Annotated in this window: 19 protein-coding genes and 1 tRNA gene; 15 read left to right on the top strand and 5 right to left on the bottom strand. The window is 66.6% G+C overall.

Features of this window, described 5'->3' with window-relative positions; translation table 11 throughout:
* Positions 1-5 precede the first annotated feature (5 nt).
* The 4 genes from AB4Y98_RS07515 to AB4Y98_RS07500 all read left to right on the top strand — a co-directional run bounded on the left by AB4Y98_RS07515 (position 6) and on the right by AB4Y98_RS07500 (position 4678).
* Positions 6-704: a hypothetical protein gene (locus AB4Y98_RS07515; protein ID WP_363732423.1), complete on the top strand. Its 699-nt coding sequence runs from the start codon at positions 6-8 to the stop codon at positions 702-704.
* Between the two features lie 43 nt (positions 705-747).
* Entirely contained in the window at positions 748-1857 is a 1110-nt protein-coding gene (locus AB4Y98_RS07510) for a toxic anion resistance protein (protein ID WP_312111580.1), read from the top strand.
* A gap of 205 nt (positions 1858-2062) precedes the next feature.
* Positions 2063-2752, top strand: a complete 690-nt coding sequence (locus AB4Y98_RS07505) for a hypothetical protein (RefSeq protein ID WP_230109743.1) — start codon at positions 2063-2065, stop codon at positions 2750-2752.
* A 48-nt stretch (positions 2753-2800) separates the two neighbouring features.
* Entirely contained in the window at positions 2801-4678 is a 1878-nt protein-coding gene (locus AB4Y98_RS07500) for a C40 family peptidase (RefSeq protein WP_442244079.1), read from the top strand.
* Positions 4679-4753: 75 nt separating this feature from the next.
* Here the strand turns inward: AB4Y98_RS07500 and AB4Y98_RS07495 are convergent, their stop codons facing one another.
* On the bottom strand, positions 4754-5641 hold the full coding sequence (locus AB4Y98_RS07495; protein ID WP_442244078.1) for a LysR family transcriptional regulator: 888 nt from the start codon (positions 5639-5641) through the stop codon (positions 4754-4756).
* 95 nt (positions 5642-5736) lie between these two features.
* Between AB4Y98_RS07495 and trpB the strand changes: the two genes are divergently transcribed.
* From trpB to glmM, 5 genes are all read left to right on the top strand, one after another.
* Positions 5737-6954, top strand: coding sequence for a tryptophan synthase subunit beta (trpB, locus tag AB4Y98_RS07490; RefSeq protein WP_394196657.1), 1218 nt, complete (start codon positions 5737-5739; stop codon positions 6952-6954).
* On the top strand, positions 6951-7628 hold the full coding sequence (locus AB4Y98_RS07485) for a hypothetical protein (RefSeq protein ID WP_223495942.1): 678 nt from the start codon (positions 6951-6953) through the stop codon (positions 7626-7628). The genes trpB and AB4Y98_RS07485 overlap by 4 nt, the downstream gene beginning before the upstream one ends.
* Position 7629: 1 nt before the next feature.
* A complete protein-coding gene (gene trpA / locus AB4Y98_RS07480; RefSeq protein ID WP_363732437.1) occupies positions 7630-8439 on the top strand; it encodes a tryptophan synthase subunit alpha in 810 nt (269 codons plus the stop codon).
* Positions 8440-8657: 218 nt separating this feature from the next.
* A complete protein-coding gene (gene accD / locus AB4Y98_RS07475; protein ID WP_132824577.1) occupies positions 8658-9533 on the top strand; it encodes an acetyl-CoA carboxylase, carboxyltransferase subunit beta in 876 nt (291 codons plus the stop codon).
* A complete protein-coding gene (glmM, locus tag AB4Y98_RS07470) occupies positions 9533-10897 on the top strand; it encodes a phosphoglucosamine mutase (RefSeq protein WP_312107818.1) in 1365 nt (454 codons plus the stop codon). Before accD ends, glmM begins: the two co-directional genes overlap by 1 nt.
* A 72-nt stretch (positions 10898-10969) precedes the next feature.
* Here the strand turns inward: glmM and galE are convergent, their stop codons facing one another.
* The 4 genes from galE to AB4Y98_RS07450 all read right to left on the bottom strand — a co-directional run bounded on the left by galE (position 10970) and on the right by AB4Y98_RS07450 (position 15941).
* Positions 10970-11977 carry a UDP-glucose 4-epimerase GalE gene (galE, locus tag AB4Y98_RS07465; protein WP_312787078.1) on the bottom strand — a complete coding sequence of 336 codons (1008 nt, stop codon included), beginning with the start codon at positions 11975-11977 and terminating at the stop codon, positions 10970-10972.
* A gap of 70 nt (positions 11978-12047) precedes the next feature.
* Entirely contained in the window at positions 12048-12905 is an 858-nt protein-coding gene (locus AB4Y98_RS07460) for a polysaccharide deacetylase family protein (RefSeq protein ID WP_312787077.1), read from the bottom strand.
* Positions 12898-14037: a glycosyltransferase family 4 protein gene (locus AB4Y98_RS07455; RefSeq protein ID WP_442244077.1), complete on the bottom strand. Its 1140-nt coding sequence runs from the start codon at positions 14035-14037 to the stop codon at positions 12898-12900. The genes AB4Y98_RS07460 and AB4Y98_RS07455 overlap by 8 nt, the downstream gene beginning before the upstream one ends.
* Positions 14038-14057: 20 nt before the next feature.
* A complete protein-coding gene (locus AB4Y98_RS07450) occupies positions 14058-15941 on the bottom strand; it encodes a DUF3413 domain-containing protein (RefSeq protein WP_442244076.1) in 1884 nt (627 codons plus the stop codon).
* 153 nt (positions 15942-16094) lie between these two features.
* On the opposite strand from AB4Y98_RS07450, the gene AB4Y98_RS07445 reads away from it, so the two are divergent.
* The 6 genes from AB4Y98_RS07445 (at position 16095) to AB4Y98_RS07420 (ending at position 20162) form a co-directional block, all read left to right on the top strand.
* Positions 16095-17072 carry an isopenicillin N synthase family dioxygenase gene (locus AB4Y98_RS07445; RefSeq protein WP_442244075.1) on the top strand — a complete coding sequence of 326 codons (978 nt, stop codon included), beginning with the start codon at positions 16095-16097 and terminating at the stop codon, positions 17070-17072.
* A 696-nt stretch (positions 17073-17768) separates the two neighbouring features.
* Positions 17769-18524, top strand: coding sequence for a triose-phosphate isomerase (gene tpiA / locus AB4Y98_RS07440; protein ID WP_336030507.1), 756 nt, complete (start codon positions 17769-17771; stop codon positions 18522-18524).
* 50 nt (positions 18525-18574) lie between these two features.
* Entirely contained in the window at positions 18575-19012 is a 438-nt protein-coding gene (gene secG / locus AB4Y98_RS07435; RefSeq protein WP_025876192.1) for a preprotein translocase subunit SecG, read from the top strand.
* Between the two features lie 51 nt (positions 19013-19063).
* Positions 19064-19148 (top strand) — tRNA-Leu (locus AB4Y98_RS07430).
* Positions 19149-19260: 112 nt separating this feature from the next.
* The gene (locus AB4Y98_RS07425) at positions 19261-19617 is read left to right on the top strand and encodes an NADH-quinone oxidoreductase subunit A (protein ID WP_005414075.1); all 357 of its coding nucleotides are present in this window, start codon (positions 19261-19263) and stop codon (positions 19615-19617) included.
* Positions 19608-20162: a NuoB/complex I 20 kDa subunit family protein gene (locus AB4Y98_RS07420; RefSeq protein WP_089236302.1), complete on the top strand. Its 555-nt coding sequence runs from the start codon at positions 19608-19610 to the stop codon at positions 20160-20162. The genes AB4Y98_RS07425 and AB4Y98_RS07420 overlap by 10 nt, the downstream gene beginning before the upstream one ends.
* Positions 20163-20170 lie beyond the last annotated feature (8 nt).

Genomic DNA, 20170 nt, shown 5'->3' with positions numbered 1-20170 from the left:
CCTGCGTGCGCACCCTGCCCGAACCCACGCTTCCGGCGCGCGCCGATGTGGCCACGCTGGCAGCGTACGGCAGCCACTTGCTGCAGGTATTGGCCGAGCCTGCACCGTTGCAGGCCGGCGCGGAAGGCGAGGGACTGGTGGCTGCGCTGGCGCGGATCGCATTGGCGTTGCAGGCCAGCGATCCGGCGCGCCTGGGCCGGCAGGAGAGCTGGTGGGGGCGCCTGCTCGGCCGTGACGTTGAACGCCAGGCACAGGCGCAGGGGCTGCAGGCGCAGCTGGGCGTGCTGGCGCTTCAGGCGCGCGAGCAGGCCCAGGGTCTCGCGCAGCGTGTGCAGCAGCGTGCCCGGGCCATCATCGACAACGATGCGGCTGCCGCCGCGTTGGAGGCCTGGGCCACGTTCGGCGCCGCGCAGCTGGCAATGCTGGAAGGAGCCGCGCAGGCCGCTCTGGCGCCGCGCGTGGACCACCTGCAGCGGCTGGCCACGCTGCGACGTATCGAAAGCGGGCAGTGGCAGCTGCTGCAGCAGCAGGATGAGGCCCTGCTGCAGCGCTTCATCCGCATCCATGATGTCCTGCTGCCGGCCTGGCGCCAGGCCGCATTGGCGCGCCAGGCACAGGCGCAGGCTGCACAGGCCGAGCAGGCAGCCACGCTGCAGGCCCAGATCGACGACGAAGTAGCCGCTGCTCAGGCTAGACTGCCCTGAGCCGGCCGCCGCTGCCGCTTATCCACCGCAAGGACACTGCCCGATGACCCAGGACAGCCAGAACTCCGGCACGCTCGTGCCCGCCACCACGCCCGCCCCTGAACTTGATGACAGCACGTTGAAGGCCCTCGGCCTGGTCCGCGACGACCTGCCGCGCATCGCCGAAATCGGCCGCGAGCTGGAAGACCTGCGTCCGGGCAACCTGCAGATATTCGGTCGTGAAGCCGCCGCTCGGACAACGGCCTTCTCCAGCCAGCTGCTGGATCAGGTGCGCAACCGTGACCTCGACGCCAATGGCGAGAAACTCGGCGAAGTGGTGCGCATCGCGCGCGAGCTCAAGCTGGATGGTTTCTCCCAGCGCTCGAAGGTGCCGTTGATCGGTGGCCTCATCGATCGCCTGCGTTCTTCCAAGGGCGAACTGGTGCAGAAGTTCAGCGATACCAATTCGCAGATCGAACAGCTGCTCGGCGACGTGGGCGCGCAGCAGGCGCTGATGGGCAAGCGGGTGACCGATTTCGACCGCATGCATGACGTCGTCCGCGAGGAACGTCACGCCCTGGGCCTGTATGCCGCCGCCGGCAAGCAGCGCCTGGCCCAACTGCAGTCCGAGCAGTTGCTGGCGCAGGGCAGCGAAGACCCGCAGCAGCGCATCCGCCAGAGCGAGATCGACAATGCGATCCGCCTGATCGAGAAGCGCGTCTCCGACCTGCAGCTGATGCAGCATGCGGCTGATCAGTCGTTGCCGATGATCCGCCTGATCCAGGCCAATGCGCTGCAGCTGATCGAGAAGTTCAACACCGTCCGCGACATCACCATCCCCTCGTGGAAGCGTCAGTTCGCGATCCAGTTGTCGCTGGGCGAGCAGAAGAACGCCGCCGAACTGGCCAATGCCATCGATGATGCGACCAATGAGTTGATGCGACGCAATGCCGATCTGATGCGCCAGGCGTCGGTGGACACCGCACGCAGCAACCAGCGCGGCGTGATCGATGTGGCTACGTTGCGCCACGTGCACGATCAGCTGATCGCTACCGTCGAGGAAGTGCGCAGCATCCATCGCGAGGGCATGCAGCAGCGTCAGCAGGCCGAAGTCGAGTTGTCGCGCCTGCGCGAGGACCTGCAGCAGCGGCTGGCGGCACCGACGGCGCCGTAGCTGGGTACCTGCTGTCCAAGCGGCGTGCAGGAATGCGACGAATATCCCATTTCTGCATGAATACGCACCGACGAGGGTGGGGATGACGTCCTCGCAACATTTGATCGGACACAATGTGCCCCAGCCTGCCACGGCTGGGTGCCAGCCTGTGTGCGTTCCACCATCTCGCGCCCCTGCGGCGCGTCATGCTTTCAATGAGGTTGCAATGGATATGCCGCGTCTCTCCTCCCCGCGATTCCGCTTGGCCCGTGTTTCTGTCGTTCCTGTCTTGCTGCTGGCCTTGGCCGCCTGCGCGGCGGGAGAATCCTCGAATTCCGCGGCCTCGTCGCCGGCCACGACGGCGCCTGCCGCTGCTGCGACGGCCACGGCGACGCCTGGGACTGCCCCCGTATCGGCCGACAATGGGCTGGCCGCGCTGATCCGCGCCAGCGGGGTGACGTGCAGCAATGCTAGTGCCGGTACCGGCTGCACGGCAGGCGATGTCGACAGCGGTGACTTCTACGATGTTGAACTGTCGCCGGACTGCGGCGACCAGGGATTCTTCGCCGGCGTGGCCGAGGCCAAGGGCGTGGAGACGCTGGATGCGGTACCGAGCAGCGGCAGCAAGGCCACCGCCACCGCGAAGCTGTCGAAGGGGCAGCTGGTGTGCGTGCAAGGCATCGGCCGCACCGGACAGAATCCGCTGTTCTATTACGTTGTCGCCATTCCGGCCAACACGGTCGGCAAGTGCAAGGACAATGCGTTGTGTGACACCTATGGTGACAGGCCGATCAACAATCGGGTCGCCACGGGAGGCGAGGCCTGCCATGCGGCAGCCCCGGGACACTACGCCGGGAACTGCGCACAGGGCTGGGTCAGTGCGGATGTGCTGGACGTGTTTTCCAACGGAATGTAATCGCCGCCAGGGGAGCGGTCCAATCAACCACTGGCAAAGGAACAGCGCATGTCGGATCCAAACGTCACCCGGGTAGTCAGCAGCGTCGGTACGACGCGCACGCTGGAAATGGACGATGGCAGTGTCATCGAACGGTCAGGCGGCAGCGTCTCGTGGCGCAACAACAACCCCGGCAATCTCAAGTTCGAGTTCGCCGGCAGCGCCGACAAGACGGTAACCAACCCCCGTACCCGTGAGCAGGCGCTCGAGGCGGCGCAGGGTCGTTACCAGGGCGTAGTCGGTCTGGACCAATGGGGCAACGCGGTCTTCGAAAGCTATGAAGCCGGGCGAGTGGCGAAGATCCAGCTGCTGGAGCGCCGGTTTGGTGACAAGACCGTCGAGGAAATGCTGCCGAGTTACTCCAAGCAGGACTACAGCGGCACAACCCACCACAAGGAGCAGGCCGCCACCATCTACGCCGAGGGTGATCGCAACGGCGTTGATCTGCGCTCGAAGACGGTGGGCGAAATGAGCGTGCGCGAGCGCGAAGTGCTGGCCGACGGCATCCGCCGTTTCGAGGGCTGGCAACCTGGCGATGTCGCTACCGTCCAGCAGCCGACGCGCACATCGGCTGCCGTGCCGGCGCAGACCCAGACCCAGACCCAGACCCAATCAACGACGCCTGCTGCGACCGCACCCGCTGCGGCTCAGGTGGTGGCTGCGGCCGGCAGTGCCGCCGTCTACAACGAGGCCCACCAGCATTTCATGGGCTCCGGCCGCCAGTACGAGTATGGCCGGCCGGACCATCCGCGGCCGGGTCGTGACAGCAGCCGGCTGGAGCGCGACCTGGACGGGGACGGGCGGCTCGGCGTGGATTGCTCTGCATTCGTCTGGCGCGGTCTGAAGAATGCGGGCTACGACGTGCGCGGCGAGAACGCCGCGGGCTTCACCACCTCGACCCTGTTCAACGGCGCGAATACGACCGCGTACGCGCGCGAGCATTTCGATGTGACCTCGGCGGCGGATGCGCGCAAGCCCAATGGCTCGCTGAAGCAGGGTGACATCCTGATGTTCTCCTCTTCGCAGGGTCAGCATGTCGGCATTTTCAAAGGCTACGACGCGCAGGGAAACATCCAGTTCATCGGTTCCCAGGGCAGTACCGGGCCGGCTGAAGTCACCATTCGCCCGGGTGGTTACTGGGACGGTGGTGGTACGCGCATCGTCGGTGCACTGACGCCCAAGCCGGAGTTCCAGGTCCGTGCGCCGCTGCACGGCAATGGCGAGCCGGCGCTTTCTCGCCCCGCCGCACCGGCGGGGGCATCGGCAGCGCAACCGGCGCCATCGCACGCAGCATCGGCCGAGGTGATCCGGCACGGCCAGCGCGGCAGTGATGTGCAATCCCTGCAGCAAACCCTCAATCAGCTTGGCGTGCGCGACGCGCACGGCAACCGGCTGGCCGAGGACGGTCGCTTCGGTGACCACACCCGCGAGGCGGTGCTCGCCTTCCAGAAGCAGCAGGGTCTGGTGCCCGATGGCATCGCCGGCCGCAACACCCACGCTGCGCTGGCCACAGGCCGTTTGCAGGGCCAGGAGCCGGCGGCTGCCGCGCCGAAGGGACCATCGCTGAACGATGCTTCGCATCCGGACAATGCCCTGCACAACGCAGTGCGCAGCAAGCTGCCAAGCGTGTTCTCCGAAGAAGCCGCGGCCAACATCACCCTGCATGCAAAACAGAACGGCATCGACGCCGCCGACAAGCTGCAGAGCATCACGGTGCAGGATGGCAAGGCGTTCGTGATGGGAACCACGCCGGGATTCCGCGCCGCCGTTGACCTTGCCCAGGCGCCACCATCGCTGGAGCACACCAGCGCGAAGCTGCTGTCCGATCCTTCGCAGCACCAGCAGGTGCAGGAAGAGCAGCAGCGGGTCGCGATGGGCGGCCGCTGAGGCCTGCGCAGTGCTGGCACCGGGTGGATCATTCCGCCCGCGTTGCCGGCCATTGCGCACCCGCCGCGGGGCGCCTCATCGCAGCTGGGCAGTCACCCAGTCCGCCAGCGCGTCCACGCGCGCATCGACAGGGCCGTCCGGTCGCGCCAGCACCCAGAAACCCCCGGTCGCGGCGAACCCCCACGGCGCGACCAGCCGCCCCGCTGCCAGATCCTCGGCCACCAGTGGCTCCGGCGCGATCGCAGGGCCCAGCCCCGCGACCGCTGCTTCCAGCAGGTAGTACAGGTGTTCGAAGCCGGTGCCGAGCTGCAGCTGGGCCGGGTCCAGCCCGTGCGACTGCGCCCATGCAGGCCACGCCTGCGGGCGCGAACTGGTGTGCAGCAGCGTTTCCCGCAGCAAGGCCGACGGCGGTACCTGGCGCAGCCGCTGTGCCGCCGGATGCGAGGGGGCCACCACCACACCCACCCGTTCCGGTGCCAACTCGCGCACCTGCCAGCCGCGCGGCCACGGCCCCTGCGCCAGCAGCAGCACCGCATCCAGCGTGGCCTGTGCCTCGGTGAAACTGCCATCCAGGGCGGACCACTGCAGGCGCACGCCGGGGAGAGCAGCCTGTAGTGCCGGCAGCCGCGGAATCATCCAGCGCGCCAGCACGCTGCCGCTGCAGCCCAGTACCAGGGCTGGCTCCGCGCTTGGCCGCCGCAGTTCGCGCACGCAGTCTTCAATGCCGCCGAACGCCTCGCTGCAGGCCTGTTGCAGGCGGGTGCCGGCGGCCGTCAGGCGCAGTCCTCGGCCGGCGCGCTGGAACAGGGCAATGCCCAGATGGTCTTCCAGCAGCTTCAGTTGCCGGCTGATCGCGCCATGGGTCACATGCAGCGCCTGTGCAGCGCGGCCGACGCCGCCGAGGCGTGCGRTGGCCTCGAAGGCCCGCAGGGCATTCAGGGGCGGCAGCAGTGACGTGCTCATGTGAGATTTCCTGACGGGAGTGGCCAGATAATATCCATTTTCCGGACACAATCCGTGCGCTAGAGTATCCACCTGTCTGAACGACCGGTCGTCCCATGCCTGACTCTCCCATCGCCGATTTCCATGCCTTCCCTGATGCCCAGGGCCACTTCGGCCGTTACGGTGGCAGCTTCGTCGCCGAAACCCTGGTCGGCCCGCTGCAGGAACTGGCCCAGGCCTATGACCAGGCCCGCCAGGATCCGGCGTTCCAGCTGGCCTATGACCGCGACCTGGCCCATTACGTGGGCCGGCCGAGCCCGATCTACCACGCTGAACGATTGAGTGACCACGTCGGTGGCGCGCAGATCCTGCTCAAGCGCGAGGACCTGAACCACACCGGCGCGCACAAGATCAACAACACCATTGGCCAGGCGTTGCTGGCGGCGCGGATGGGCAAGAAGCGCATCATCGCCGAGACCGGCGCAGGCCAGCATGGCGTCGCCAGTGCCACCGTCGCGGCGCGGCTGGGCCTGGAGTGCGTGGTGTACATGGGGGCCACCGACATCGAGCGGCAGAAGATCAACGTCTACCGCATGAAACTGCTCGGTGCGACGGTGGTGCCGGTGACCTCCGGTTCGGCCACCCTGAAGGATGCCCTCAACGAAGCGATGCGCGACTGGGTCACCAACGTGCAGGACACCTTCTACATCATCGGCACGGTGGCCGGCCCGGATCCGTACCCGCGCATGGTGCGCGACTTCAACGCCATCGTCGGCCGCGAGGCACGCGAGCAGATGCTGGCCGAGTACGGTCGCCTGCCCAATGCGATCACCGCCTGCGTCGGCGGCGGCAGCAATGCGATCGGCCTGTTCCATGCCTTCCTCAACGACCGCCAGGTCGAGATCGTCGGCGCTGAAGCGGCCGGTGATGGCATCCACACCGGCCGCCACGCAGCTTCCATCGCCGCCGGCCGCCCGGGCGTGCTGCACGGCAACCGCACCTATGTGCTGTGCGACGACGATGGCCAGATCATCGAGACCCATTCGGTGTCGGCCGGCCTGGATTACCCGGGCGTCGGCCCCGAGCATGCGTTCCTGGCCGACAGCGGCCGCGCGCGCTACGTCGGCATCACCGACGAAGAGGCGTTGCAGGCTTTCCACCTGCTGGCGCATACCGAAGGCATCCTGCCGGCGCTGGAGTCCAGCCACGCGCTGGCACAGGCGATGAAGCTTGCGCGCGGGCGTCCGCGCGACCAGATCGTGCTGTGCAACCTGTCAGGACGTGGCGACAAGGACGTGCATACCATCGCGGCGCGCGAAGGGCTGGTGCTGTGAGCGCGCTGATGCGCAGTACGGGCGTGCTGCTGGTGCTGGGCCTGGCCGCGTGCCAACCGCCGGAACCGCCGGTGCTTGCGCCGGCGGCCAAGGCCGCTGCGCAACCGGCGCAGCCGATGGCGGCCAACGATGACGTCGACCCGATCGCGCGGACGCCCATCGATGATCCACCGGCCTCGGCCGCGGTTTCCAGCGACGACGCGCCCGCCGTGGCGTCGGTGGCGCTGGATCATGCCGGAGAGGTGCTGATCGGCCAGCACATGAGCGATCTGAAGGCCTTCGGACCGTGGACGGCAATGGGCGCGGTCGAGGCCATCGGCGGCAGCTGCGAGTACTACGACGGCAAGGGACTGCCGCCCGGCGTGTCGATGATGACCGACGAAGACCGCGTGGTCCGTTTCGATCTCGGCCCGGGCGAGGACGCCAAGGCGCCGGTCGACCAGCCGGGTCCGTTCGGCCTGCGCATCGGCATGACGCGGGCGCAGGCGGTGGCGCAGTTCCCCGGCGCGCCGGTCTCCAGCCCGCATGCCTACGACGGCGATCAGGGCGAGTACCTGACCTGGCAGGACCCGGGCTCGGCCCTCGGCATCCGCCTGGAAGTGTTTGAAGGGAAGGTCATCCTGATGTACTGGGGGACCAGCGAAGCGATTGAACTGATTGAAGGATGTGCCTGAGATGCCTGTTTCCCGACTCGATGACTGTTTCCAGCGCCTGCGCCAGCAGCAGCGCAAGGCCCTGATCCCCTTCATCACCGCCGGTGATCCTTCGCTGGAAGCCACGGTGCCGGTCATGCACGCGCTGGTCCAGGCCGGTGCCGATGTGATCGAACTGGGCGTGCCGTTCTCCGATCCGATGGCCGACGGCCCGACCATCCAGCGCAGCTCCGAGCGCGCGCTGGCGCGCGGTGCCGGCAACCGTTACGTGCTGCAGGCGGTGGCGCAGTTCCGGCAACAGGACACGCAGACGCCAGTAGTGCTGATGGGCTATCTCAACCCGGTGGAGATCCACGGTTACGTGGCGTTCGCCGAAGCGGCGGTGGCTGCTGGCGTGGACGGCGTGCTGCTGGTCGACCTGCCGCCGGAAGAGGCCGGCGAAGCCCAGCAGGCCTTCGACGCTGCAGGCCTTGCGCTGGTTCTGCTGGCATCGCCGACCACCAGCGAGGCGCGCGCCGACAAGCTGCTGGCGCTGGCCCGTGGCTATCTCTACTACGTCAGCTTTGCCGGGGTCACCGGCGCCTCGGAACGACTGGACAGCGACGCGGCCAGTGCACGCCTGCAGGCGCTGCGGGCCAGGGCCAGCGTGCCGGTGGTGGCCGGCTTCGGCATCAAGGACGCAGCCAGTGCGGCGGCCATGGCCCGGCAGGCCGACGGCGTGGTGGTCGGCAGCGCACTGGTGGCGGTGCTGGCCGAAGCGACCTCCGCCGAGGATGCGGCGCAGCGCGCTGCAGCGTTCCTGGCTCCGCTGCGGCAGGCGCTGGACGCGTAACGGTAGTGCCGGCCGCTGGCCGGCATCCGCCCGACCCATTCGGGTGCAAGCGGTTGCCGGCCAGCGGCCGGCACTACCGCCGACGCTAAACGTACGTCCCAGCATGGTTTTTTCCAGCGGGCCCAAGGCCGGGCAGGGGGTGCACGGGCGGGGAAAGCGGAGCTAGACTGTCCGCCTTTGCGGCCCCCGGGCCGCCCTGAACGGAAGTGTCCTCCCGCATGAGTTGGCTCAGCAAGTTGATGCCGTCTGGCATCCGCACCGACAACACCCCCAGCAAGAAGCGCAGCGTCCCCGAGGGCCTGTGGGAAAAGTGCAGCAACTGCGGCAGTGCGTTGTACCGTCCGGAGCTGGAAGAGAATCTGGAGGTCTGCCCGAAGTGCGGCCACCATATGGCCATCCGCGCGCGCGCCCGTCTGGCTGCGCTGTTCGACGCCGACAGCACCACCGAGATCGCTGCCCGCCTAGGGCCGACCGACCTGCTGAAGTTCAAGGACCAGAAGAAGTACAGCGAGCGCATCAAGATCGCGCAGAAGAACACCGGTGAGTACGACGCGCTGATCGCCATGCGCGGCCTGCTCAAGGGCCGTCCCCTGGTGGCCTCGTCCTTCGACTTCGCCTTCATGGGTGGCTCGATGGGCTCGGTGGTCGGCGAGCGCTTCGCCCTTGCCGCCGAGACCGCCGCCGAGATCGGCGCACCCTACGTGTGCTTCTCCGCCAGTGGCGGGGCGCGCATGCAGGAGGGCCTGTTCTCGCTGATGCAGATGGCCAAGACCTCGGCAGCCCTGGGCAAACTGCGTGAAGCCGGACAGCCGTATATTTCGGTGCTGACCCACCCGACCACCGGCGGTGTGTCGGCGTCGTTCGCGATGCTGGGTGACATCAACATCGCCGAACCGCATGCACTGATCGGCTTCGCCGGCCCGCGCGTGATCGAGCAGACCGTGCGCGAGAAGCTGCCGGAAGGGTTCCAGCGTTCGGAGTTCCTGCTCGAGCACGGCGCCATCGACCAGATCTGTGACCGCCGTGAACTGCGCGACCGCCTGGCCGACCTGCTGGCGATGCTGCGGCGCGAGCCGGCACCGGAGGAGGTTTGATGGGGGGGCGCAAGTACTTCGGTACCGACGGCATCCGCGGTCGGGTCGGTCAAGGGCCGATCTCGGCTGATTTCGTGCTGCGCCTGGGCAACGCCCTGGGCCGCGTGCTGGTCGCCCAGCGTGGCCAGGAGGGGCGCCGTCCGATCGTGGTGATCGGCAAGGACACGCGGATCTCCGGCTACATGTTCGAAGCCGCACTGGAAGCCGGGCTGGTCGCTGCGGGCGCTGACGTGCAGCTGCTCGGCCCGATGCCGACCCCGGCCGTTGCCTTCCTGACCCGTACCCTGGGCGTGGATGCGGGCATCGTCATCAGTGCTTCGCACAACCCGCACTACGACAACGGCATCAAGTTCTTCTCCGCCCAGGGCGAGAAGCTCGACGATGCCACCGAGCTGGCGCTGGAAGCCGCATTGGACGTGCCGTTCACCACGGCCGTTTCGGAGAAGCTCGGCAAGGCCTCGCGTGCACGTGAGGCCGTCGGCCGCTACATCGAGTTCTGCAAGTCCAGCGTGCCGCGCGCGTTCGATCTGCGCGGTGTGCGCCTGGTGCTCGACTGCGCGCATGGCGCCACCTACCAGATCGCGCCGCTGCTGTTCCGCGAACTGGGCGCGGAGGTCATCGGTATCGGTGCCGAACCCAATGGCGTCAACATCAACGACGGCGTCGGTTCGACCCACATCGACAACCTCGCTGCAAAGGTGCGTGAGACCCGCGCCGACCTGGGCATCGCCTTCGATGGTGATGGTGACCGGGTGTTGATGGCCGATGACCGCGGCAATCCGGTCGACGGCGATGACCTGGTGTACATCCTGGCGCGCGCATGGCAGGCCGACGGTCGCCTGCGTGGCCCGGTGGTCGGCACCCTGATGAGCAATTTCGGCCTGGAAAAGGCCCTGGCCGACCTGCAGATTCCTTTCCAGCGCAGCAACGTCGGCGACCGCTACGTGCATCAGGCACTGGTGGAGGGAGGCGGCGTACTCGGCGGCGAAGCGTCTGGCCATCTGCTGTGCCTGGACCGGGCCACCACCGGCGACGGTATCGTCAGTGCCCTGCAGGTACTGGTGGCGCTGAAGCAGCAGGGAAAGAGCCTGCGCGAAGCGCTGCAGCCGTTGTCCAAGGTGCCGCAGAAGACGGTCAACGTGCGCCTTGGCGATGTCTCGGCCAAGGCCACCGTGCAGGCCGAGAGCGTTCAGGCTGCACTGACCGAAGCGCAGCAGGCGGTTTCCGGCCGCGGGCGTGCCTTCCTGCGTCCTTCCGGCACCGAACCGGTGGTGCGGGTCACGGTCGAGGCCGATGACGCGACGCTGATGCAGGACACCCTGGACCGGCTTTCGGCGGCGGTCAGGACGGCGGCCGCGGCCTGAGCCCGGGCGCTGGATCGAACCAACAACATGGCCGCTTGTGCGGCCATGTTGCTGTCTGCCGCAAGCAAGGCATCAGGCGCTGCGCGTCATCTCCGTCTGCCATTTCCAGGTGTCGCGGCACATGTCCGCCAGGCCGTGGCGGGCGGTCCAGCCCAGCTCGCGCAGGGCGAGGGACGGGTCGGCAAAACTCACCGCGATATCGCCGGTACGGCGACCGGTGATCCGGAATGGAATCGGCCGGCCGACGGTCTGCTCGAAGGCCTTGATCAGTTCCAGCACGCTGTGGCCCTGTCCGGTGCCCAGGTTCAGGGTGATGCTGCGGCGCTTGTCGCGCAGGTACTGCAGCGCCAGCACATGGGCCCGCGCCACGTCCTGCACATGGATGTAGTCGCGTACGCCGGTACCGTCGCAGGTCGGATAGTCATCGCCGAATACCTGCACTTCCGGCAGCAGGCCGGCGGCCACCTGGGCGATGTAGGGCATCAGGTTGCTGGGCGTTCCGTGCGGCAGCTCGCCGATCAGCGCGCTTGAATGCGCCCCCACCGGGTTGAAGTAGCGCAGCGTTGCCACATGCAGCGACGTATCGGCGCCGACCAGGTCGGACAGCAGCTGCTCCACCACCAGCTTCGAACGGCCATAGGGCGTCATCGCGCAGGTCGAGGCCGTTTCGGCCACCGGGCAATGGTCCTGGTCGCCGTAGACGGTTGCCGACGAGCTGAACACGAACGTGCCCACGCCGGCATCGCGCATGGCGCCGAGCAGGGCGAGTGTGCCGCTGATGTTGTTGTCGAAGTAGTCCAACGGCATCTGCCGCGATTCGCCAACCGATTTCAGCGCGGCAAAATGCAGTACCGCATCGATCGAATGCTCGCGCAGCACCGCGGTGATCCGCGCACGGTCGCGCACGTCGGCCTGTACGAACAGCGGCGCGATGCCGGTGATGTCGCCGATCCGGCCGATCACCCCGGCGTCGCTGTTGCACAGCGAATCGACGATGACCACCGCATGGCCCTGCTGCTGCAGTTCCACACAGGTGTGGGAGCCGATGAATCCCGCACCGCCGGTAACCAGAACGTTCATTTCCTGTATTCCTTCCACTCTGTTGGGGCTTCCTTGCCGAAGCTGCGTCAGCCCTGGCCCGGGAAAACCATCACGGCCCCGGCACCATCTTCTTCTGTCGCGCCTTGAAGCCATTGAACAGCGGTGCGATCAGCGGGTTGTAGCTCCACGCGATGCGCTTGCGCAGCCAGCTTGCCGGCCGGTTGCGGATGGCGAAGCGGTAGATGCGCTCGGGATCGCCGCCAACCACGTTGCGTCCGAACGGATGGGTGGTATGCAGGTAGCGGAACCCCTGCTCACGTGCCACTTCGATGTAGTCCTGGTCGAAATCACCGTACGGCCAGCACAGCGTGTCCGACACCTCGCCCAGCTTCTCCAGCAGCACTTCCTTGGCCTTGGACAGATCGCCACTGATACCGGCACGGCGCTGGGCGCGATCCAGGTCCTGGCGGCGCAGCCAGCGCGTGTGGGTGTGGGTATGGCAATGGATCTCGAAGGTGCCCGCCTCGATGGCCGCACGTGCTTCGCTCCAGCGCATCATCACCTCATCGCTGCGGCCCTGCTTGTAGATCAGGTCTTCGCAGGCGCGATGCTCGGGCGTTTCCGGCAGCGTGGCACCGGCGATGCCGGCATGCGGGCGTATCGGCCCCTCGTGCATCCAGCCGGTCACCACGAACACCACCGCGTGCATGCCGTACTTCTGCAGGATCGGATGGGCGTAAACCCAGTTGTCCAGGTAGCCATCATCAAAGGTGATCACGATCGACTTGCGCGGCACCGGCTTGCCGGCCAGGAAGCCGGCGTACTGGTCCAGCGTCAAGGACGTCCAGCCGGTGCGCGCCAGCCAGGCGATCTGGCTCTCGAAATTCTCCGGCGACACCGTGATCATGCCGGGCGAGTTGCTGACGTGATGATGCATCAGCACCGGTACGGTTCTGGCATTAGCCATGACCCAGCTCCTTCATCCATTGGTGGTAGTAGTGTTCGGTGGCTTCAGCGTGGCCTTCGGGGCTGAAACGCTTGGCGCTGCAGATCCACTCCCAGCCGGAACGACCCATCTGTCGGCGGCGTTCGGGATCGTCCACCAGCAGCCGCAGCGCGCCGGTGAGCGCGGAATTGTCGCCAAGCCGGGTGAGGATGGCATTGCTGCCTTCCACCAGCATTTCGGGCACACCGCCGACCCGATGCGACACGATCGGCAGGCCCGCCTGCGCCGCTTCCAGGAACACCGTGCCCGATGCTTCCTTGTGTGTGGCCAGGGCGAAGATGTCGAAGCCGGGCATCAGCTGGCTGGCATCGCTGCGGAAGCCCAGCAGATGAACCTGGCGCTGCAGATCGTGTTCGGCGCAGGTGGCCTGCAGGCGCTGCATCACGGCCTGGCCATCGCCGACCACCACCAGATGCAGGCGGGGGTTGGCCTTGCACAGCGGCACCATGGCCTGCAGCAGTTCGGCGTGGCCCTTGGGTTCGCGCAGCACTGCCACGCAGCCTACGACGATGTCCTGTTCCTCGAATCCGAGCTCGGCGCGCACGCGTGCGCGCGTCTCCTGCAACTGCTGCCAGGAGGGCTCATGCGTGGTGTCGGTTGGCGCAACCGCCATCGGCGGCACGATGCCGATGTGCTCGGCGGGAATTCCGCGGTCCGCCAGCAGTTGCTTGACGAAGTTGCTCACCGTGATGACCCGGTGGGGCAGGCCGGTGTAGGTCAGCAGCGAATTCACCGGGCTCATCAGGTGGCGCGAGCGCACCACCAGCGGTGTGCCGCCCAGGCGTGCGCCCGCGGCGGCAATCAATGCGTCGCGACGGCTGGTGGTGTTGACCACGTCGTAGCGCTCGCGGTGGACCAGCCGTGACACCGACCAGATGCCGCGCAGCAACCGGGCCATGCCACCCATCCGCAGCGTATGCACGGTGAAGCCATCGTCGCGGGCGCGCATGGCCAGGCGCGCGTCCGGTTGGCACAGCAGGGCGACATGATGGCCGCGCGCGCGCATCACCTGCATGTGGCGGAAAATGTAGATCTCCTGCCCGCCCATGCCTTTGGCGGCTTCGGTATGCAGGATGCGCAGCGGACGGTTCATGCGTGGATCGGTCCTTGGATTCAGCGGTTGCGGAAGCGGGTCAGCGCTTCCCATGCCGCGCGGATGCTGGCGGCGTCGGGGGTCTGTTGCGGCAACGGGCGGTAGCGCGCATCGAGCGCGGTGGCGTTGCCGAATTTGTCGAACACGTAGATCGCCTCGCCATTGCGTACCGCGCGCTGCGACCAGCTTTCCACCACCAGCGCACGCTTGCCGGTCGGTGCCGCCAGCAGGTCATGGCCGGTGCTGTAGTCGGTCAATGCGTTCTCGCAACCGAGTCCCTGGCGCATCAGTGTGGGTACCCAGTCTTCATGCGAGCTGACGCGTGCGTCGCGGCCGCCCTCCTGGCCAGGCCAATGCAGCACGAAGGGCACCTGCAACTGGTAGTTGGAGAAATTGCCGTTGTGGCCCCAGTAGTTGAGCTTGAGGTCGTTGAATTCCTCGGCGTGGTCGCCGGTCACCAGCACGATCGTGTTCTGCTCCAGACCCTGTGCGCGCAGGTCATCCAGCAGCGATCCAATCAGGCTGTCGGCGTAATGCACCGCGGTGTGGTAGCGGTTCAACTCCGGCGTTGGATCGTGCCCGGGGCCGAACTTGAGGAAATCGATGGCATCGGCCATCGGCGTGGCGAGCGGCGGATAGCCGGCCGGCATGTGGTAGGGCGCGTGGGTGGAATCGAGGAACACGAAACCGAACCACGGGCGCTGTGCAGCCTGGCTGGCGCGGATGTCCTTCTGCAGTCCAGCGACGATGGCGGCATCGCGGCCATCGGAGGTCAGTTCGGACGGCCCCTGGTGCAGCTGGTCGCGGACATCGGCGAACGCGGTGCGATCGAACTCCGGGCTGTACAGCGGCGCGCTGCCATACAGGTGCAAGTCATAGCCCTGCTGTCCCAGTACCTTGAACAGCTGCGAGCCGCGCTGCTCGTCGAGCATGCTCGGCCAATAGCCACCCGGCAGGCCGTACAGCAGCCCGAACAGACCATAACGGGTGGCGTTGCCGGTGCTGAAATGATGCTCGTACACCCGCGAGGACCGGGCCAGCGCCGAGGCGTTGGGCATGAACTGCGGGGTGAGCACGTCATGGCGCAACGACTCCAGTACCACCATCAGCACGTTCGGCCGCTGGTGGCTCTGGCAGCGCAGGGGTTGCAACGGATAATTCAGCTGGGCATGGCGCGGATCGGGCAGGCCGACCTGGTGCTGGCTGACCACGCCGAAGCGACGCATCGCGCTCTTGGCGGTGATCGGCTGCGCCCATGGCAGGTAGTTCCATTGGCTGATCACTGCGCGTTCGCCGAGCGCGTCGTAGTAGGCAGTGGCGACCTGGCCGCCGCCCATCAGCAGGGCAACCACCGCCCAGGCCTGCAGTACCCGCCGCCGACGCGGCGCTGCGGGCAGCAGCTTCCAGCACGCCCAGGCCAGCAGGCCCTGCGCGGCGAAGATTGCCGACACCAGAGCCGTCACCTGCAGCCAGGTCTTCCAGGACAGGCTCACCTGATCCTGCAGGGCGCCGCCGAACACCATGTTGGCGACCATCGCGTTGAGGTGGAAGCGATACAGCGCGAAGACCTTGGCATCCACCAGCAGCAGGCACAGCCACAGACCCTGGCAGATCACCGCCGAGACGCTCAACGCGCGCGCGCTGCGCGGCCACAGGCCGATGGCCAGTGGTAGCAGGCCGGCCAGTGCACCGAACGCGAGCAGGTGGCCTGGCAGGGCGAACGCCAGGTAGGCCAGGCCGAGTGTGCCGCCAGGGTTGTCGCGCAGCGGCACGTTGCCCAGCGCGATGAACGCGGCAAGCACCGCGTTGGCCGCGATGAACAGCGACCACCAAGCCAGCCTGCGCCAGCGTCGGGCGGGCCCGGGAAGAACGGCGGCGGTGGCGTCGGGCAGAGCGGCGTCCATGGGAGAGGCGGGTTCAAGTGGGCAGCAAGGGCGTTTCCCGGCGTGACGAAGTCGTTAAACCGCGCGCGGGTGGCGCATTGTATCGGTTTGTTTCAGTGTGTCGGTGGCATGCCCCGATCTATCTGTCACAATGTTCAGATCGGTCGCCATGACATGGCGGGCCCGTACCGACTCAACGACAAGCCAGGAACCGCTGTGAGCCAGATCCCCACCCTCGACATCACCCGTTTCGACAGTGACCGCGACGCCTTCGTGGCCGAGCTGGGGGCGGCGTACCGCCAATGGGGATTCGCGGGTATCCGCAACCACGGCATCCCGCAGGCCGACATCGACGCGGCCTACGACGTCTTCAAGGCCTTCTTCGCACTGCCTGATGAGACCAAGCGCAAGTACCACGTGGCAGGCAGCGGCGGCGCCCGTGGCTATACCCCGTTCGGTGTGGAGACCGCCAAGGGCTCCAAGCACTTCGACCTGAAGGAGTTCTGGCACATCGGCCGCGAGATCGCCGACGACTCCAAGTACCGGGAAGTGATGGCGCCGAACCTGTGGCCGTCCGAGGTCGAGGGTTTCCGCGAGCGCGGTTACGGCCTGTACCAGGCGTTGGACAACCTCGGTTCGCGCGTGCTTTCGGCCCTGGCCCTGCACATCGGCCTGCCGGAGCACTTCTTCGCCGACAAGACCAATTTCGGCAATTCGATCCTGCGCCCGATCCATTACCCGCCGATCACCACCGACGACATTCCGAACGTGCGTGCCGGTGCGCATGGCGACATCAACTTCATCACGCTGCTGGTCGGTGCCAGCGCGGCGGGCCTGGAAGTGCAGTCGCATGACGGGGACTGGGTGCCGTTCACCTCGGACGCGGACACCATCGTGGTCAACATCGGCGACATGCTGCAGCGCCTGACCAACCACGTGTATCCGTCGACCATCCACCGGGTGGTCAATCCCCCGGGTGAGCTGGCCCGCCAGCCGCGCTATTCGGTGCCGTTCTTCCTGCACCCGAACCCGGACTTCCTGATCGACGTGCTGCCCTCGTGCATCACCGAGGAAAGCCCGAGCCGGTACCCGGAGCCGATCACCGCGCACGGCTTCCTCGAAGAGCGCTTGCGCGAGATCAAGCTGAAGTAATGAGAAGGCCGCCGAAAGGCGGCCTTTTTCTTTGCAGGGTTGCACCCTGCACCCGCAGAGGCCGGAGCCAAAGCCAAAGCGGTTCTGGAATGTTCCGTGAGGAGGCGGGGAGGTGTCGGATGGCGGGGACGCCGTAAACCCATCCATGGGGGCTTGGCCGCGGCAGGCGGGGACGCCGTAAACCCATCCATGGGGGCTTGGCCGCGGCATCCATGCCGCGGACACCCCGCCATCCGACACCTCCCCGCCTTCGACAGCTCCCTGCGGCTGTTGGTAGGTGTCGACCTTGGTCGACACGATCTATCCAGGTCATGCGTGGATGAGATCTGTCAGATCTCGAAGCAGGGGAGGGGGCCAAAGCTCCGCTTTCGCTTTTGCTTTTGATCTTCTTTTTTCTTTCCGTGGCGGGCGGACCGCCGCAATGTGTCATGGGCCGGGCGGGTGGGGCTGGCGAGGGTGTCCGCGGCATGGATGCCGCGGACAAGCCCCCAGGGATGGGTTCACGGCGTCCCTCGCCGGTCCCGCCCGCCCGGCCAACCCCACAAATCCAGCCGGGGCTCTCCGCGACCAACCCCCAACCCCCGCCACGAGGGGCTGCGCCGTTGGCTGAAAATCCATGTAACCGCTTACACGGAAACGGTTTTTTGCCGCAGCAGGTATCATGGGCGGCTGAGTTCACACAGGAGCCACCCGCTCATGCGCCGCAAGATCGTCGCTGGAAACTGGAAGCTGCACGGCAGCCGTCAATTCGCCACCGAACTGCTGGGGCAGGTCGCTGCCGGGCTGCCCAAGAGCGGGGTGGAGGTGGTCATCCTGCCGCCGATGCCCTATCTGGGTGAGCTGGTCGAAGACTTCGGCGAGACCGGCTTGGCCTTTGGCGCACAGGACGTCAGCAGCAACGAGAAGGGCGCCTACACCGGTGAGGTCTGTGCGGCCATGCTGCACGAGGTGGGTGCCCGCTATGGTCTGGTCGGCCACTCCGAGCGCCGCCAGTACCACAACGAGAGCAGCGAACTGGTCGCGCGCAAGTTCGCCGCCGCCCTGCATGCCGGCCTGGTGCCGGTACTCTGCGTCGGTGAAACCCTTGAGCAGCGCGAGGCCGGGCAGACCGAGTCGGTCATCGCCAGCCAGCTGGCCCCGGTGCTCGAGCTTGTCGGGGCCGCAGGCTTCGCCAATGCCGTGGTCGCCTACGAGCCGGTCTGGGCGATCGGAACCGGCCGCACCGCAACCAAGGAGCAGGCGCAGCAGGTGCACGCGTTCATTCGTGGCGAAGTCGCGCGCATCGATGCTAGAATTGCTGATTCACTGCCCATTGTTTACGGCGGTAGCGTGAAGCCCGACAATGCCGGGGAACTGTTCGCGCAGCCGGATGTCGATGGTGGGCTGGTTGGTGGTGCCTCCCTGGTGGCCGCCGACTTCCTGGCCATCGCAGAGGCGGCGGCAAACAATTAGTTACGGTTGCCGGCTAGCCGCCGGCACTCTAGTCCGAGGGCGGATTTCCAATGCTGATGTTGATCCTCAATGTCGTCTACGTGCTGGTTGCCGTAGCCATGGTCGCGCTGATCCTGATGCAGCGTGGCTCGGGTGCGGCGGCAGGTTCGGGCTTTGGCGCTGGCGCCTCGGGGACCGTGTTCGGTGCGCGTGGCGCGTCCAACTTCCTGTCCAAGTCGACCAAGTGGCTGGCCGTGGTGTTCTTCGGCATCAGCCTCTTCATGGCCTGGTACGCCGGCCATGGCAACCGCCCGGCCGCCGATCAGGATCTGGGTCTGATGTCCGCCCCGGCGGCCAGCGCTCCGGCCGCTCCGGCGGGCGAATTGCCGGCCGTTCCGAAGGCCGATGCGGTCCCGGCCGCCCCGGTTCCGGCCGCAACTGTGCCGGCTCAGGCGGAATCTTCGGTTTCTGGTGAAGAAAAGCCTTCGGAAGGCTCCCAGAAAGACTGAAGCCGGTTACAATACGCGGCGCATCGGGAAGATAGTCTGATGTGATCGTTTGCCCAGGTGGCGGAATTGGTAGACGCACTACCTTGAGGTGGTAGCGACTTAGGTCGTAGGGGTTCGAGTCCCCTCTTGGGCACCATTTAGTAAGTAAAGCGGGTTGGTCTGGCGCGCAAGGCGCCAGGCAGCTTCCCGTCCACTCCCCCATGCCAAAGCGCCTGCAGGCGCAGCGGCAGAGGCAAGAGAGAATCGCTGTGCTGGCCGAATATTTGCCGTCTCTGCTGTTTCTGATCGTTGCCACCGGTATCGGCATTACGCTGATGCTGGTTGGTCGATTCCTCGGTCCCCGCCGCCCCGATCTGGAAAAGCTGTCGCCGTACGAGTGCGGCTTCGAAGCCTTCGAAGACGCGCGTATGAAGTTCGACGTGCGCTACTACCTGATCGCGATCCAGTTCATCGTCTTCGACCTGGAAATCATCTTCATCGTGCCGTGGACGCAGGTCTTCATGGAGCTTGGCGCGCGTTCGCTCGTCACCATGGGTCTGTTCGTCGGCATGCTGTTCCTCGGTTTCATCTATGTCTGGAAGAAGGGAGCGCTGGAATGGGAGTGATTCAGACTCTCGATGGCCTGATGACCAATCCTGTCCCGGAAGGGCGGGTTGACGACATCCTGCGGCCGGAAGGCGACAACCCGCTGCTGGAAAAGGGCTTTGTCACCACCAGCGTCGATGCGCTGCTGAACTGGGCACGCACCGGCTCGATGTGGCCCATGACCTTCGGTCTGGCCTGCTGTGCGGTCGAAATGATGCACGCAGGTGCGGCGCGACTGGATCTTGACCGCTACGGCGTGGTGTTCCGCCCGTCGCCGCGCCAGTCCGACGTGATGATCGTCGCCGGCACCCTGGTCAACAAGATGGCCCCGGCGCTGCGCAAGGTCTATGACCAGATGCCCGATCCCAAGTGGGTGATCTCCATGGGCAGCTGCGCCAACGGTGGTGGTTACTACCACTATTCCTATTCTGTGGTGCGCGGCTGTGATCGCGTGGTGCCGGTGGACATCTATGTCCCGGGCTGCCCGCCGACCGCCGAGGCGCTGGTGTACGGGATCCTGCAGCTGCAGAAGAAGATCTGGCGTACACAGACCATCGCCCGCTGACCCCTTCA

It is taken from the genome of Stenotrophomonas sp. 2YAF26, from assembly GCF_052114625.1.
Taxonomy (GTDB): Bacteria; Pseudomonadota; Gammaproteobacteria; order Xanthomonadales; family Xanthomonadaceae; genus Stenotrophomonas; species Stenotrophomonas indicatrix.
This window is presented reverse-complemented; position numbering and strand designations above follow the sequence as displayed.

Bases quoted from the DNA above. Each gene is read 5' to 3' on its own strand.
- galE (WP_312787078.1), bottom strand. From the start codon at position 11,977: ATGAACGTTCTGGTTACCGGCGGTGCGGGATTCATCGGCTCCCACACC.
- AB4Y98_RS07420 (WP_089236302.1), top strand. From the start codon at position 19,608: ATGGGAGTGATTCAGACTCTCGATGGCCTGATGACCAATCCTGTCCCG.
- secG (WP_025876192.1), top strand. From the start codon at position 18,575: ATGCTGATGTTGATCCTCAATGTCGTCTACGTGCTGGTTGCCGTAGCC.
- AB4Y98_RS07510 (WP_312111580.1), top strand. From the start codon at position 748: ATGACCCAGGACAGCCAGAACTCCGGCACGCTCGTGCCCGCCACCACG.
- glmM (WP_312107818.1), top strand. From the start codon at position 9,533: ATGGGGGGGCGCAAGTACTTCGGTACCGACGGCATCCGCGGTCGGGTC.
- tpiA (WP_336030507.1), top strand. From the start codon at position 17,769: ATGCGCCGCAAGATCGTCGCTGGAAACTGGAAGCTGCACGGCAGCCGT.
- AB4Y98_RS07460 (WP_312787077.1), bottom strand. From the start codon at position 12,905: ATGGCTAATGCCAGAACCGTACCGGTGCTGATGCATCATCACGTCAGC.
- accD (WP_132824577.1), top strand. From the start codon at position 8,658: ATGAGTTGGCTCAGCAAGTTGATGCCGTCTGGCATCCGCACCGACAAC.
- AB4Y98_RS07450 (WP_442244076.1), bottom strand. From the start codon at position 15,941: ATGGACGCCGCTCTGCCCGACGCCACCGCCGCCGTTCTTCCCGGGCCC.
- AB4Y98_RS07445 (WP_442244075.1), top strand. From the start codon at position 16,095: ATGGCGGGCCCGTACCGACTCAACGACAAGCCAGGAACCGCTGTGAGC.
- AB4Y98_RS07500 (WP_442244079.1), top strand. From the start codon at position 2,801: ATGTCGGATCCAAACGTCACCCGGGTAGTCAGCAGCGTCGGTACGACG.
- trpA (WP_363732437.1), top strand. From the start codon at position 7,630: ATGCCTGTTTCCCGACTCGATGACTGTTTCCAGCGCCTGCGCCAGCAG.
- trpB (WP_394196657.1), top strand. From the start codon at position 5,737: ATGCCTGACTCTCCCATCGCCGATTTCCATGCCTTCCCTGATGCCCAG.
- AB4Y98_RS07505 (WP_230109743.1), top strand. From the start codon at position 2,063: ATGGATATGCCGCGTCTCTCCTCCCCGCGATTCCGCTTGGCCCGTGTT.
- AB4Y98_RS07455 (WP_442244077.1), bottom strand. From the start codon at position 14,037: ATGAACCGTCCGCTGCGCATCCTGCATACCGAAGCCGCCAAAGGCATG.